The following is a 15,131-nucleotide window of genomic DNA, read 5'->3' on the forward strand; positions in this document are numbered from 1 at the left end:
GGCGTCAGTGATGTGTGCAGTCCAGGCTGTTCACGTCGACGGCGTCCGCCATGGCCTGCATTCCCTTGTCGTTGGGGTGGATGTGGTCTCCGCCGTCGAAGAAGGGGAGCATCCGCTCGTGGTCGTAGGGGCTGCGGAGGATGTGGTCGAAGTCGGTGACCGCGTCGAACTCGTCGCCGTGGGTCCTGATGAAGGCGTTGACCTCCTGGCGTACGGTCTCGGCGGCCGGGTCCCATTCCGGCCAGCCCTTGAAGGGGGCGATGGTGGAGACGACCACGCACCTGCCCGCGTCGTGGGCCCGGTCGACGATCTCGCCGTATCCGTCGATCAGGTCCTGCGCGGTGACGCCGGAGCGGGCCTTGAGGTCGTTGACGCCCTCGAAGAGGAAGACGGTGTGCACGCCCGGCTGGGAGAGCACGTCCCGGTCCAGCCGGTTCAGGGCGCTGGGCCCGGCGCCGTCGGCCAGTACCTTGTTGCCGGAGATCCCCTCGTTGGCCACGCCCTTGACCGTGGTGTGCGCCTTCTGGAGGCGACGTGCGAGGTAGTCGGGCCAGCGGCGGTTGAGGTCGCCGGTGGACTGCCAGCCGTCGGTGATGGAGTCGCCGAGCGCGACCACGGACCCGGTGGCGGCGGCCGTGCGCACCGAGACGGCGTCGAGGTAGAACCACGATCCGACGGTGTCGGGCCAGTTGGCACCGCTCTCCTCGGCGGTGTGGTCGCCCCGGGTGGCGTACGACGTCTGCAGGGCCATCGAGTGCCCGGTGACCGGGCCGGCCGCGTCCGGGGTGTGCAGGCTGACGACCAGGTTCGACCCGGCGGCCAGCGGGCCGGGCAGCGGGTCGCTGTACACGGTGGCGCCCGGCTCCAGGGTGACGGAGGGCGAGGCGTCGAAGGTGAGCCGCCGGTTGGAGCCGCGCGCCAGTTCGGCGCCCTTCAGCTGGAGCCCGGCGTAGACGCTGTCGAAGGTCACCGGCCGGTCCCCGAAGGCGTTGGAGAGCCGGATGCGCGGGTCCCGGCCGCCGACGCTGGTGTGCACGACCATGCGGTAGCCGCGGTCGGCGACCGACTCGCCGATCCGGTAGGCGCTCGCACCCCAGGTGACGACCCCGTCGGGCGGGCCGACGGCGGCATGTGCGGGCGTGGCCTGGAACACGCCGGCCGCGACCGTGACAGCGATCAGCCGGGCCCTGCGGGCTGTCCGGCGCCTCATCGGCCGAAGCCCTTCAGGGTGACGGTGGCACCCGGCTTCAGTGTCACCGTACGGGTGCTTCCGGCGTGCGCGACCGTCGTGGTGCGGCCGCCGACGCTCCGGATCCGTGCTTCGGTCGGTTTCCCATCCCGCCAGCGTAGGTCGACGACGAAGCCGCCGCGTGCGTTCGCTCCGGTGAGGGAGCCGGAGGCGGCCCAGGCGTCGGGCAGGGCGGGCAGGAGTTCCAGGTGGCCGGGGCGGGAGTAGAGCAGCATCTCGATCATCGCTGCAGGGGTACCCAGATTCGCGTCGATCTGAAAGATCCCGCGGCCCTGTTCCACCTGGTAGATGTCGAACAGGTTGAAGGCGCTGCCGTTGCTGCCTCCGCTGGAGGGGCGCAGGTTGTTGACCACCACCTGGTAGGCCTTGTCGGCGTTCTTGAGCCGGGCCCAGCACAGAGCACGCCAGGCGTTGGCCCAGCCGAAGCTCTCCGTGCCGCGTGCGGTGAGCAGGGCGGTGGCTCCCTCGACGATCCCGGCCGGGGTGGAGCCGTCGGGGCGGATGCGGTCGCCGGGGAAGAGGCCGACGAGCGGGGACAGGTGGCGGTGGGTTCTCTCGCCGAGGTTGTCGGGGGACATCCACTCCTCCAGCCAGCCCGTGGTGGGGCTGACCTGGGGCAGGTACAGGCGTTTGCGGAGGCCGGCGATCGTGTCGGCGAACGCCGTGTCCTTCTTCAACTGGGCCGCGGCGACGCAGTAGTTGCCGAACAGGGCCCACACGAGTTCCTGGGCGTAGGTGATGCCCTTGGCATCGAGGGGACCGTGCTCGGGCGACCAGTCGCTGTCGGCGACGAGGACCTCCCGTGAGGTGCCCGGGAGGGTCATGGTCAGCAGCCGGGCCTCCCAGAACTCGCAGGCCCCCTTCAGGAGCGGGTAGATCTTGTCCAGATGGGCCCGGGAGGCGGTGAACTCGTAGTGTTCCCAGAGGGAGTTGCACAGCCAGGCGTTACCCGCCGGATGCCACCACCAGCCGCCTCCGCCGAAGGGGTTGGTGGAGATGGCGACCGTCCAGCCGGCGTTCTTGCCGGTGGAGTTGCGATAGCGGTTGCGGGGGTCGTTGAACAGCCTGCGGGTGAGGTCGGTCCAGGACGGGAGCTGGGCGACGCAGTAGTCGGTGAAGGCGTCGAAGCACTGCGACAGGCCGGCACGGTCGGCCGCCCAGTAGTTCATCTGGATGTTGATGTCGGTGTGGTAGTCGCCCATCCAGTCGGGGTCGTTGCCGTCGAGCCACAGCCCCTGCAGGCCCAGCGGCAGGCTGCCGCGCGATCCCGCGATCATCAGGTAGCGGCCGAACTGGAGGTACTGCGCCTCCAGTTCGGGATCGGGTTCACCGTCCCGGGCGCGGGCGCGGATCCGCTCCCAGGTGTCGAGGGCCCGCTGCTCGGCGGAGGAGGTGCCGAGGGAGACGTCGAGCTGCCCGAACAGGGCCCGGTGGTCCGCGGTGTGGGTGCGGAGCAGGGTCTTTGCCCGGTGGCGGGCGGCGTCGCGGACCTTGGTGACGGCGATTCTCTCGGGATCGAGGGCCGGGTCCCGGAACCCGGCCGCCGCGTCGGGCGCGTAGTCGGTGCCGCCGCTCAGCACCACGGTGAGGTCCGCGCACCCGGTGAACGTGATGCGCGGTCCGTCCACGCGGACGCGGCCACCGGTGCCGTAGGCCGTGACGGCGGCGCCGTATCTCAGGCCGTTGGGGAGGGTGGCCCCGAACGTGACCGCGGGCTCCTCGCCGTGCGTTCCCTCCAGCGTGACCGTGCCGGTGTAGTGGCCTCCCCCGCTCTGGCCGAGATGCAGGACGATGACGTCGTCGGGTCGGCTGGCGAAGATCTCGCGTCGGTAGGTCACACCGGAGCGGACGTAGGACACCGAGTTCACGCCTCTGGCCAGGTCGAGGGTGCGGCGGTAGCCGGAGACGGCGGACAGGTCGTGGTCGGGGATGTCCACGGTGAGCCGGGCCAGCAGGGTGAAGGAGCCGAAGTCCTGTCGGCCGTACGGAAATTGGCCGTCGGCGTCGAGGGTGTCGTTGCGGCCGCCGGTCCACAGGGTGGCGTCGGTGACGAGGAGGAGTTCACGGCCGGGGTCGTTGCTCGCGAGGGCGCCGAGGCGGCCGTTGCCGACCGGCAGGCCCTGTTCGATCATCGAGTGCTCGTCGGCGGGGGCCTGCCACCAGAGTTCATGGCGTGCGTCACCGGTGCGGGCAGGTGTGTCGGCGGCCGCTGTGTGCGTCGGCAGGGCGGTCAGGGCACTTGCGGCGGTGGCGGCGAGGACGCTGCGTCTGGACGGGGCGGGGATCATGGCGGCTCCTGGAGGCTCGGTCAGGACTTCGGTATGTCGATCCGGTCGATGTCCGGTGCGTAGCCGGTGCCGCTGTCGAAGGTGATCGTGTTGCTGCCGGCCTTGAGCGTCACGGGTACGTGGACGCTCGCCACGGTCCCCCAGTCGCCGGTGGAGGGGAGCTTGTGGCGAGTGGCGCCGCCGCCGTTCGCCGAGACGTCCACCGAGCGGGCGTCACCGCTGATGTAGGAGATCTTGATCTGGTAGGTGCCGGCCTTGGCGACGACGACGTCACGGAAGGTCAGGGAACCTCCGAGGTACAAGTTGCCGACCTTCTTTCCGTTCGAGCAGGCGGAGCAGTCGGCGACGGAGGCGTTGCCGCCGAGGGAGTTCGTGGAGGCTTCGGCCTCGTAGCCGGTGAAGGTGAGTGCGGTGCCGTGCGGGGTGACCGTGAAGAGACGGGAGCCGTGGGCGGGCAGGGCCTGGGTCACCTTGTTCTTGAAGGTGCCGAGGTTCTCGTGGTTCCACAGGTCCCGGACGGCCGCGTTGCCGGTGAAGCCGAGGGTGGACCAGTCGGCGGTGACGGCGGCCGGGGCGTCGGCCAGGTTGAACAGGGCGACGGTGTAGGTGCCGTCTGGGTTCTTCGCGGCCCAGACCTGCTGGGGGTCGGACGGGGTGACGGGGTGTGCGGGCGGGTTGGGACCCTGGTCGAGGGCGATGACCTCGCGGTTGGTCAGCAGGGAGAGGCCGTAGGAGTCGAGGCGGGTGAGGTCGTCGCCGGTGTAGAGGGGGGACTTGGCGATGGCCCACAGGGTGGCGTAGCTCTGGCGTTCGGCCTTGGTGAGGCCGTCCATGGCGCCGTTGCCGACGTCGAGGGAGTCGAGGTCGTTCCAGCCTCCGGGTCCGGCGTGCCGGGTCCAGGCGGGGGTGTCGTCCCAGCGGTCGTCGACGGAGTTCTCCCAGCTGACGAGCGTGTTGCAGTAGCACTCGACGTCGGTGTCGATCCGCCGGCCCTGCGAGTACTTCTTCCAGTCGGCGGCGTGCCCGATGTCGAGGGACCAGGACAGTTCAAGGTGGATCGGGCGTCCGGTGGCAGCGATCGCCTTGTTCCAGGCGGCCACATCGGCAACGTTGTCGTACTGGTCGCCGCTCTTGCCGGAGCCGGGGCCGACACCGTCGAGCTTGAGGAAGTCGTAGCCCCAGCCGGCGATCAACTGCGCCTGGGAGTCTATGTACTTGGCCGTGCACGGCTTGGAGAAGTCGAGCTTGTACGAGCTGTCCCAGCCGTTGGTGGTGCGCAGGTCGCCGTAGACGATGTCGGCGGTGGTGCAGCCGTCGGCGTTCCAGACCGGTGTCCTGCCGTCGCCGTACGCTGCCTTCTCCAGGCCCGCCGGGAGGTAGATGCCGGCCTTGAGACCCTTGGCGTGGATGCGGTCGGCGACGGCCTTCATGCCGCTGGGGAAGCGGACCGGGTCGGGCTTCTGGCGGCCGTACCGGTCGAACCCGGACTTCCAGGTCTTGTCCATCCACCAGCCGGCGTCGATGTTGACGTACTCGTAGCCGTACTTCTTCAGCTTGGCGGCCATGGCGTCGGTCTGCTTGAGGACGTTGGCCTCGGTGAGGTAGCTGTAGTCGCCGTCCGGGTTGAGGCCCGGGTACTTGGACGACTGCATGCTCCAACTGGTCCAGCCCATGTAGGGCTTGGCGGCGAGGGCGGCAGCGGGGGTGTCGGCGGCGTGGGCCGTGGGGACGGCGACCGTGGTGAGCGCGAGCACCAGCAGGGCTCTCGCGGGCATGGCGAAGTACGAGGATGACCGCATGGGTCGTGCCTCCAATGGGGTGCGGGTTCTTATCGGCTCGTGTCCGGGGTGATGAAGGACTGGATGGCGGTGGCGGCGGCGCCGCGCGCCCACTCCTCGAAGGGCAGGGGGCGGGTGCGGACGTCGCACCGGGCGGCGGAGCCGAAGGCGGCCGCGACGAAGGCGTCGCGGATCTGTTCGGCGAACAGGTCGTAGGCGGCGAGTCCCTCGCCGGAGATGATCACGCGTTCGGGGCCGAGGAGATTGGCGACGGTGGCGATGCCCCGGCCGATCGCCTCGCCCGCGCGCGCGTACACGTCCCGGGCTCCGGCGACGCCTTCGCGGGCCAGGGTCAAGGCCGCTCCGGCGTCGGGGAGTTCGACGCCGGTGGCCTCGCTGATCTGCCGGACGATCGCGGCCTCCCCCGCTATCGCCTCGACGCAGCCATGGTTGCCGCAGTGGCAGAGCGGGCCGGACGGATCGACGGTCACATGCCCGATCTCGCCCGCCACTCCGTGCGCCCCGGCGACCACCCGGCCGTGCACCACCAGACCGCATCCGATGCCGGCGCCGACGGTCACGACGGCGAAGTCGGACAGACCCACGCCGGCCCCGAACCACTGCTCGGCGACCGTCAGGGCGCGTACGTCGTTGTCGACGGTGACCGGCAGTCCGGTGGTCGTCGTCGCGAGTTCGGCGAGCGGGACGTCGCGCCACTCCAGGAAGGGCGAGTAGCGGACGGCGCCCTCGCCACGGTCCACGTCGCCGGAGACGGCGATGCCGAGGCCCAGGACCGGAGCCGTGGAGCCGTCCGCTTCGGCGAGGAGCCCCTGGACGAGTTCCGTGATGCTCGCGAGCACCGTCTTCGGGTCACGGTCGGGCAGGGGCAGGTGCCGGGCTGTGCGGATGCGGCAGCACAGGTCGGTGAGGACCGCGATGATCTCGTCGCCGGTGACCTTGACGCCGATGAACAGGGCCCGCCCGCCGTCGACCCGTACGAGGTTCGCGGGCCGCCCGAGGGCCGGGCGGGCCTCGTCGTCCGCGCCCTCGACGAGGTATCCGGCCTCGATGAGCGGGCGGACCGCCTTGGTGACGGCGGCCGGTGACAGTCCGACACGCCGGGCCACCTCCAGACGGGGGAGGGGGCCCTGGGACAGGACGGTGGTGAACACCTGTGAGGCGGCGGGTGTGTTGACGGGGAAGGTCTCGGCGCGAGAGGTCTGGCGCATGGCCGCGAACTTAGAGGGGTTCTTTTCCGTCGTCAATAAAAGAAGCAGGATTGGCTGTGCCGTTGCTGTGGCCAGTCAAGGAGAGAAGAGCCGGATGACATCAGCAGGAGTGCTCGGTGGCACGTTGGCGGGGGCGGTTCTGCTGTCCCTCGTCGCGACTCCCGTCCATGCCGCACCCCGGGGGCCCGACGCCGATCTGGCAGGTGTGCGCACTGTGTTGCGGTCGGCGCTGCGGGACGGCGCCCCTGGCGCGATGGCCAGGATCGACGACCATGGCACGGTGCTGCGGGCCGCCGTCGGTGTCGCCGACCGGACGACGGGACGGGCGATGGACGACGCCGACCGGTTCCGCATCGGCAGCGTGACCAAGGTCTTCACCTCCGTGGTCCTGCTCCAGCTGGTCGACGAGAAGAAGCTGAAGCTCGACGCGCCGGTCGACCGCTACCTGCCGGGACTGCTGCCGGACGACCGGATCACGGTCCGGCACGTGCTGGGCCACCGCAGCGGGCTGTACGACTACACGAACGACATGTTCGCCCAGTCGGTCCCGGGCTTCGAGGCGGTCCGCAAGAAGGTCTTCACCCCCACGGAACTGGTGAACCGCTCGCTGCGACGACCGCGCACGAACGCGCCGGGCGCCGCGTACTCGTACTCCAACACCAACTTCGTCGTTGCCGGGATGCTGGTCGAGAAGCTGACCGGGAACCCGGTGCGGACCGAGTACCAGAACCGGATCATCGAGCCGCTGAAGCTGCGCGACACCTTCTATGTGCACCCGGGCATGAAGATCCCCGGCACTCACACCCGTGGGTACCTCACCCAGGACCGGGCGGGCGCCCCGCTCGTCGACGCGACCGAGCAGACCGTGTCGTGGGCGCAGAGCGCGGGTGCGCTGATCTCCAGCACCCGGGACCTCAACACGTTCCTGTCCGCGCTGCTGGGCGGCCGGCTGACCTCGGCCGCGCAACTGGCGCAGATGGAGCGGTGGCTGCCGTCGGGCACCGGCCAGGCGTACGGTCTCGGCCTGCGGCGTCGCGATCTGTCGTGCGGTGTCTCGGTGTACGGCCACACAGGTGCCGTACAGGGCTTCTACACGTACGCGTTCGCCTCGAAGGACGGCAAGCGCACTCTCGCGGCGGTCGCCAACACGTCCAACAACGGCACGGTCCTCACCACCATGCTGGGCACCCTGGACTCCGCGTTCTGCGGCAAGGCGACCAGGGCCCCACGCGGAAAGGCGCCCGTGGAGCGGCACGAGGACGTGGCACCGGCGCTGTCGCTGGACTGAGTCCGGCCGCGGGGCCGGGAACCCCTGTGACCTGGTGTGCGTTCCTGCCAGTGGACGACGACACCAGGGCGGCACGATGAGCGAGTTGGTCCCCGGAGGCAATCTGCCCCTGCCCGATGGGGCTGTCACCGTGCGGGTTCCCGGCCCCTTCGACGTGTCCGCCCTCGTCCTGGGCGAGGGCGGCAGGGTCGGGGGCGACGCCGACTTCGTGTTCTACAACCAGCCGTCCGCTCCCGGCGCCCGGCTCTCCGGCGACACGCTCACCGTCGATCCCCGGCGACTGCGCGCGGGTGCCGTGCGCGTCACGGTCGTCGTGAGCCCGGCCGACCCCGCCACTCCCCTGGGCCGGCTGCCCACCCCGGTCCTCCAGGTCACCGGCGCGGCGGGCAGCCCGCTCGCCCGGTTCGCACCACCGCGGCCACGGCAGGAGACCGTGCTGCTGCTCGCGGAGATCTACCGGCGGGGCGACGGCTGGAAGCTGCGGGCACTGGGGCAGGGGTACGCGGACGGACTGGCGGGCCTGGCGCGTGACTTCGGGGTGGACGTGGTCGACGACCCGTCGACGGCCGCGGCGCCTCCCTCGTCGTTCACGGCGACGAGGGCACGTCCGGCCGTTGTTCCGGCCGTCCCCCCTACGCAGGTTTCCCCTCAGCCCATGAGGTCGAGCGGGCCCCGTCCGCCGACTTCCGGCCTGCGCTCCCCCACCGCTTCGGCACCCTCCGCCGACCTCTCGGACTTCCTCACCCTGGTCAACTCGGCGCGTGACCGGGCGGGTTCACCCTCGGTGTCCCACGACCCCCGACTCACCGAAGCGGCCCGCGCCCATGCCCGCGCCATGGCCTCGGCCGGACACCTCGGCGTCGAGGGCCCGGACGGCGTCTCCGTCTTCCAGCGGGTCACCGCCACCGGGTACGCGTACGTCACGGTCGGCGAGCACCTCGTCTCCGGGCCGCGTGGCCCGGCCGAGTTCGTCGAGTACTGCCTGCGCACCGAGCAGCCCAGGCGGACCCTGCAGAACCCTGCCGTGACCGACGTCGGCATGGCGTACGTCGGCGGCGGCCGCTCCGGCGACACGTACTGGACGGCGTTGTGGGCGAGGCCCCTCACACCCGTCGCTCTGACCAGGACCGTGGACGAGGTCGTCGTCCTCACCAACCAGGAGCGTGTCGGGGCAGGTCTGCCGCCGCTCGCCGTCGACCCCCTCCTGGCCCGCGCGGCGCAGGCGTACAGCACCGACATGGCCGTCCGCGCGTTCTACTCCCACACCTCGCCCGAGGGCACCCAGCCCTGGGACCGGGCCGCGGCAGCGGGCTCCACCCGCCGTTCGATCGGGGAGAACATCGCGTGCGGCCAGCGCTCCGCCGCAGAGGTCGTCGAGGGCTGGATGAACAGTCCCGGCCACCGCGCCAACATCCTCAAACCGGCTTTCACCCACATCGGCATCGGCTTCGCGGGCGGCGGTCCCGCGGGCACGTACTGGACGCAGTTGTTCGGCGCCTGAGCGGCCCTCACGGGTGCGCGGGCGCGCCCTGGGCACGACAGCCGGTCCGCGATCTTGGCGGAGGGGATCCCTCCGGGCCAGGATGCCTCCATGAAGGGTGATCTCTTTTCCAGCGAGCACATGGTCCAGCCCGCCACCGCGCCGGGCATGACGGTCGAGAACTCCAAGTGCATCCGGTACACGGTGAACGGCGAGATGCACGCCCGTCAGGGGGCGATGGTCGCCTACCGGGGCAATCTCCAGTTCGAGCGCAAGGGCCAGGGCGTCGGCGGCATGCTCAAACGGGCCGTCACCGGTGAGGGCCTGCCGCTGATGGCGGTGCGCGGTCAGGGCGAGGCCTGGTTCGCGCACGAGGCGCAGAACTGTTTCGTCGTCGACGTGGAACCGGGTGACGAGTTCACGGTCAACGGGCGCAACGTCCTGTGTTTCGACGCCTCGTTGGCGTACCGGATCTCGACCGTGAAGGGCGCGGGCATCGCCGGCGGTGGTCTGTTCAACAGCGTCTTCACGGGACACGGCAGGCTCGGGCTGGTCTGCGAGGGGAACCCGCTGGTGATCCCGGTGTCCGCTCAGGCCCCGGTGTACGTCGACACGGACGCGGTGGTCGGCTGGACCGCGGGTCTGGCGACCTCGCTGCACCGTTCGCAGTCCATCGGGTCGATGCTGCGCGGCGGTTCCGGTGAGGCCGTGCAGCTGATGCTACAGGGGTCGGGATACGTCGTCGTCCGGCCGAGCGAGGTGACCCCGCAGAAGGCCCAGCAGCACTGAGGGCCCCGCGCAGTGATCTGCGCCTCACAGGCAACCCCTGCGGCTCCGTCCACGTCTTGACCGGCAACAGATGATGCCCCGGCCCGCGGCCGGGGCTCATTTTCGAGGCACTATGCACACCATGTATACGCAGCATGTAGAGATGCGGTGTATACGGACGGAAGGGCATGCATGTACGGCAAGGCATTCGCTCCGGAGTACCAGGGCGCTCTCACCGCGCTCTCCGTGAACTCCTCACTGGACGACGTACTGGCCGCCGGTACCGAGCAGTTGAGAGCGGCCGAGCGGGCGGGCCGGCACGGGGAGGCGGCCCGCTCCGGGCTCGCGGTCGCGGAGGCGCAGCGCCGGCTCGGCCGGATCGGCGACGCGGACCGGGCCTGGAAGGCGAGCTACCGGGCCGCCCGGCAGGCCGGGGACACCGCGGCGATGGCCTGGGCGCTGTGGAGCGGCGGCACGCTGGCCCGCCAGCGCGGCGGCTTCGCCCTGGCCCGGCGCCTGTTGGGCCTCGCTGCCGAGTTGGGCGAGCGGGGCGGCGACGTCGTCGTCCGCGGTTACTCCCTGGCGGGTCTCGCCGAGACCGGCCGCATCCAGGGCGACTACGAGGCCGTGGGGCGGCTGCACGAGCAGCTGCTGGCCGAGGCGCGGCGGCGCGGTGAGGCACGGCACACCGTGTGGGCGCTGTCGGGCATCGCGCAGATGCACCGCAACACCGGGGCCCACGACACCGCGTTCGCCATGTTCGAGGAGGCGGCGTCGATCGCCGCGGGCGCCGACGACCGGCGCGGTCACGCCTGGGCGCTGCGCGGGCTCGCCGACCTCGCCTCCGTACGGGACGGCGACACCGAGCGGGCCCTCGCCCTGCTGTCCGAGGCGGAGACGACGTGCCGGGCGATGAACCTGTCCAGCGCGCTGGCCTACAACCACAAGATGCGCGGCAACGTCTACTACCGCGCCGGTCGTTACCCGGAGGCCCGCGAGCTCTACGAGCAGGCGCTCGCGGAGTTCCGCGCCATGAGCGAACCGCGCGGGGAGGCGCTGGCCCGGCTGGGCCTCGCCAAGTCGCTGGCCCGGCTGGGCCGCGACCGGGCCGAGACCGCGGCCGAACTGGACGATCTGGCCCGCACGCTGGAGCGGACAGGACTGCGGCACGCGCGGGAGATGGTGGCGCGGGCCCAGGAGGAGTTCGGCGTGCGGACGGAGTCGGCACGGTGACGACGGTCGTTGTTCCCGATGTCCTCGCCCGCTGCCGCGAGTTGGTGCGACCGGCGCTGCGGGAAGCGGTCGACGGGCTGCATCCCTGGGTGGCCGAGATGGCCGCCTACTCCCTGGGCTGGTGCGAGGTCGGCGGTGCCCCGGTGGCGGCGTCCGGCGGCAAGGGGGTCCGGCAGGCGCTCGCCGTCCTGGGCGCCGAGGTGTCCGGTGCGCCCGGACGGGCCGGGGTGCCCGCGGCGGTCGCGGTGGAGCTGGTGCATGTGTTCTCCCTGCTCCACGACGACATCATGGACGGCGACCCGGCCCGGCGTGGCCGCCCCTCGGTGTGGAAGGCGTACGGCACCGGCCCCGCGGTCCTCGCGGGTGACGGTCTGTTCGCCCTGGCCGTCGGGACCCTGGCCGACGCCGGATCGGACGCTGTGCGCCGCCTGTCCGGGGCGTTGTCCGACCTGGTGCACGGACAGGCGGACGACCTGCTGTTCGCCACACGTCCCTGGAGGGGACCGGAGCGGGTGCGGCCGGACGAGTACCGGACCATGGCCGAGCACAAGACCGGGGCGCTGCTCGGCTGCGCGGCGGCGCTGGGCGCCCTGCTCGGCGGAGCGCCCCCGGCCACGGTGGCCGCTCTGGACCGGACCGGGCGGCACCTGGGGATCGCGTTCCAGATCGTCGACGACGTCCTGGGCATCTGGGGCGACCCCCAGGTCACCGGGAAGCCCGTGCACGGCGATCTGCGGGAGCGCAAGAAGACGTTCCCGGTACTGGCCGCGCTCGACTCACCGACACCCGCGGCCGCACGGCTGGCGCGGCTCCTGGAGTCGGACGGGCCCGTCTCCGAGATGGCGGACCTGGTCGAGGAGTGCGGCGGCAGATCGGCCGCCCTCGCCGAGGCCCGCCGTCATCTCGCGTCCGCCGCGCCGGCGCACGAGCTGCGGCCGCTGCTGGACTACCTCCTGCGACGCGACCTCTGAGGCCGAGTTGACCGGCGCCGTTCGTGGGGACAGGGTGCGAGACGACCTCTCTCCTTCGGAAGGACGACCGTCTTGATCGGGATCACGGACATCGAGCAGCAGGCCGGGCGGATCGCCGGACACGTCGTACGCACGCCGGCCCTGCCGAGCCCCGGTCTGTCGGCGCTGCTCGGTGCTCCCGTCACCGTCAAGCTGGAACAGCTCCAGCGCACCGGCTCGTTCAAGGCCCGCGGGGCGACGGCCAAGCTGCTGTCGCTGAGCAAGGCGGAGCGGGCGGCCGGTGTCGTGGCGGTGAGCGGCGGCAACCACGGGATCGCCCTCGCGCACATGGCCGCGGCTCTCGACGTCAAGGCGACGGTGGTCATGCCGCGTTCGGCACCCGCACGGTCCGTGGAGATCGTGGCGGCGGCCGGTGCGGCGCTGCGGCTGACGGACGACATGGACGGCGCGTTCTCGCTGGTGAACCGGTTGCGGGACGAGGGGCTGACGCTGGTCCACCCCTTCGACGACCCGGTGGTGATCGCCGGGCAGGGCACGGTGGGACTGGAGTTCGCCGAGGACGCGGGCGACCTCACCGACGTCCTCGTCAGTGTCGGGGGCGGCGGGCTGATCGCCGGGGTCGCGGCGGCGCTGCGAGCACGTCGTCCGGACGTCCGGGTCTGGGGCGTGGAGACGGAGGGCGCCGAGGCCATGTCCCGGGCCCTGGACGCGGGCGGGCCGGTGCCGGTCGCACTGTCGTCCATCGTGTCCACGCTGAGCGCCCCCTCCGTCTCACGGCTCACGTACGACCACGTGGCGGCTCTGGTCACCGAGGTCCTCGTGGTCCCGGACCGGGAGGCCGTGCGGGGCTGCCTCGACCTCGCCGACCACGCCAAGGTGTGGGGCGAACCGGCGGCCGGCTGTCTGCTGCCCGCCGCCCGGCGGGTGCTGGAACGGATCGGGGACGGCTGCCGGCTGGGCCTCGTCGTGTGCGGCGGCAACACGACCACCACCGAAGTCATGGCGTGGACCGAGCGGTTCGGGCTGCGCTGAGAAAGATGCTCGACTTCGACGCTTCACCTGGCCGTTCTACTGACTTCTGAGTCAGAAAGTGAACGGCGGGAAAGCGGATTCCATCGGTTGGGGATTTGATTGAACGCACCCCGCCGCACCCGCCGTACCACTGGGAAAGGTGAGAACCAGTGGTTCAGCGAGGGATGAGCATGGTCAAGGCGCACGTCTCCACACACGAGTTGGTCGCAGGACGGTACCGGCCGCTGGACGTCCTGCACCGTGAGACCAACCGGACGTGCTGGTACGGCGAGGACGTCTCGGCGGAACGCCCCTGTCTGCTCACCGAGATCGGACTCCCGGCCGACGCGGACGAGGACGCCTCGCAGCGCACCGCTGCGGGAGTCGTGCGGATGTCCAAGACCATGCGGGTGCTCGCCCCCGGCCGGATCGCCCCGGTCGTCGACGCCGTCGCGCAGGAAGGCTCCCTGTGGACCGTCACCGAACCCGTCGACGGCGTCCTGCTGGGCGAACTCCTCGCCCAGCAGGGAACGTTCGACCATGTGCGGGCGGCTCGCGTCGGCCTGGAACTGCTGGAGGTGCTGGAGGCGGCCCACGGCGAGGGCATCACCCACGGTGAGCTCAGCCCGGGCCAGGTGTTCGTGCGCAGCCAGGGCCCCGTCGTCGTCACCGGCTTCGGCCTGGCCGGCGCGACGCTCGCACCCAGGGTCTCGGCACCGTCGTACGCCTCACCCGAGCAGGCCCGTGACGAGCGGATCGGGCCGGCCGCCGATCTGTGGGCGCTCGGCGCGATCCTCTACACGATGGTGGAGGGCCGTCCGCCCTTTCGTGACCGCGACCGGCCCTCGGCCACCCTCAAGGGCGTGGACCGGTTGCCGCTGCGGGCACCGGTACGGGCCGGACCCCTCACGCAGACCGTGCAGGGGCTGCTGCGCAAGAGCTCCCAGGAGCGGCTGACCCGCGCGGCCGTGCGTGCCGCCCTCCTCCGGGTCGTCAGCGAGGACCCCGACGGGATCCCTCCGGAGGAGCCCAGGTCCCGTCTGCGCGCCATGCACGGCGTGGCCCCGGGCCGCAGCAGCCGCCTCCTCATCGCGGGGACCGCCCTGGCCGTCGTCGCGGTGGCCGCCACCGTCCTCACGGTCACCAACGCGCTGCCCGGCGGCGACGGCACGACGACCGGTGAGGCGCCCGCCCCTTCCGCATCCGCCTCCGCGTCCGTGTCGGTGTCCGCCCCCACGACAACGACGTCACCGTCCCCGTCGGCCTCCGCGCCCGGCAGTCGCACCGACGAGAGCACGCGCCCACCCGGAACGCCCACCCCCACGCCGACCGTGACGGCCTCCCCCACCGCGGGCACGGGTCTGCCGCCCGGATACAGCGTCTACCGCTCCCCCGAAGGCTTCTCCATCGCCCTGCCCAAGGGCTGGAAGCCGCTGGGCACCCAGCGCCAGGAAGACCTGGCCTACCGCGTCACGTTCGGCGCCTCCGGCGACCCGCGCACGCTCGCCATCACCTACACCAAGGCCGTGGGCAACACGAGTGCGGTGGCCGTGTGGCGCGACGACGTCGAACCGAAGCTCAAGGAGCACCCGGGCTTCGAGCGCCTCGGTGACATCCGCGCGACGACCTACCAGGGCCGCAAGGCCGCCGACATGCAGTGGATCGAGCAGGTCGACGGCACCAGGGTGCGCACCTTCGGCCGCGGTCTCCTCATCGGCGACGGCAGCGGCTTCTCCCTGCGCTGGACGACCCCGGCGGCCGACTGGAACGACGACGCGAACCAGAAGGCGCTGGACACCTTTCTGAGCACCTTCCGCGTGCCCTCGAACTGAGCGT

11 protein-coding genes are annotated in these 15,131 nt (G+C 71.5%); 7 read left to right on the top strand and 4 right to left on the bottom strand.

Translation table 11 applies throughout. The features are described from left to right. Positions 1-4 precede the first annotated feature (4 nt). The 4 genes from ACZ48Z_RS16340 to ACZ48Z_RS16355 are packed head-to-tail and all read right to left on the bottom strand — an operon-like array spanning position 5 to position 6,544. On the bottom strand, positions 5-1,210 hold the full coding sequence (locus ACZ48Z_RS16340; protein WP_468736507.1) for an SGNH/GDSL hydrolase family protein: 1,206 nt from the start codon (positions 1,208-1,210) through the stop codon (positions 5-7). Next, a complete protein-coding gene (locus tag ACZ48Z_RS16345) occupies positions 1,207-3,537 on the bottom strand; it encodes a glycosyl hydrolase family 95 catalytic domain-containing protein (protein ID WP_468736508.1) in 2,331 nt (776 codons plus the stop codon). The genes ACZ48Z_RS16340 and ACZ48Z_RS16345 overlap by 4 nt, the downstream gene beginning before the upstream one ends. 20 nt (positions 3,538-3,557) lie before the next feature. Next, complete coding sequence (locus ACZ48Z_RS16350; protein WP_468736509.1) at positions 3,558-5,336, bottom strand: alpha-galactosidase D; 1,779 nt, start codon at positions 5,334-5,336, stop codon at positions 3,558-3,560. Between the two features lie 29 nt (positions 5,337-5,365). After that, positions 5,366-6,544 (bottom strand): ROK family protein, encoded by a 1,179-nt coding sequence (locus ACZ48Z_RS16355; protein ID WP_468736510.1) that lies wholly within the window; start codon positions 6,542-6,544, stop codon positions 5,366-5,368. 94 nt (positions 6,545-6,638) lie between these two features. On the opposite strand from ACZ48Z_RS16355, the gene ACZ48Z_RS16360 reads away from it, so the two are divergent. The 7 genes from ACZ48Z_RS16360 (at position 6,639) to ACZ48Z_RS16390 (ending at position 15,127) form a co-directional block, all read left to right on the top strand. Next, positions 6,639-7,832, top strand: coding sequence for a serine hydrolase domain-containing protein (locus ACZ48Z_RS16360; protein WP_468736511.1), 1,194 nt, complete (start codon positions 6,639-6,641; stop codon positions 7,830-7,832). A gap of 76 nt (positions 7,833-7,908) precedes the next feature. Further along, positions 7,909-9,333 (top strand): CAP domain-containing protein, encoded by a 1,425-nt coding sequence (locus tag ACZ48Z_RS16365; RefSeq protein WP_468736512.1) that lies wholly within the window; start codon positions 7,909-7,911, stop codon positions 9,331-9,333. Between the two features lie 90 nt (positions 9,334-9,423). Next, positions 9,424-10,101, top strand: a complete 678-nt coding sequence (locus ACZ48Z_RS16370; protein WP_468736513.1) for an AIM24 family protein — start codon at positions 9,424-9,426, stop codon at positions 10,099-10,101. Between the two features lie 171 nt (positions 10,102-10,272). Continuing rightward, complete coding sequence (locus ACZ48Z_RS16375; RefSeq protein ID WP_468736514.1) at positions 10,273-11,313, top strand: tetratricopeptide repeat protein; 1,041 nt, start codon at positions 10,273-10,275, stop codon at positions 11,311-11,313. Next, positions 11,310-12,284, top strand: a complete 975-nt coding sequence (locus ACZ48Z_RS16380) for a polyprenyl synthetase family protein (RefSeq protein ID WP_468736515.1) — start codon at positions 11,310-11,312, stop codon at positions 12,282-12,284. Before ACZ48Z_RS16375 ends, ACZ48Z_RS16380 begins: the two co-directional genes overlap by 4 nt. Before the next feature lie 72 nt (positions 12,285-12,356). Next, on the top strand, positions 12,357-13,316 hold the full coding sequence (locus ACZ48Z_RS16385; RefSeq protein ID WP_468736516.1) for a threonine/serine dehydratase: 960 nt from the start codon (positions 12,357-12,359) through the stop codon (positions 13,314-13,316). 164 nt (positions 13,317-13,480) lie between these two features. Then, complete coding sequence (locus ACZ48Z_RS16390; RefSeq protein ID WP_468736631.1) at positions 13,481-15,127, top strand: serine/threonine protein kinase; 1,647 nt, start codon at positions 13,481-13,483, stop codon at positions 15,125-15,127. Positions 15,128-15,131 lie beyond the last annotated feature (4 nt).

It is taken from the genome of Streptomyces sp. NPDC031225 (genome assembly GCF_055570355.1).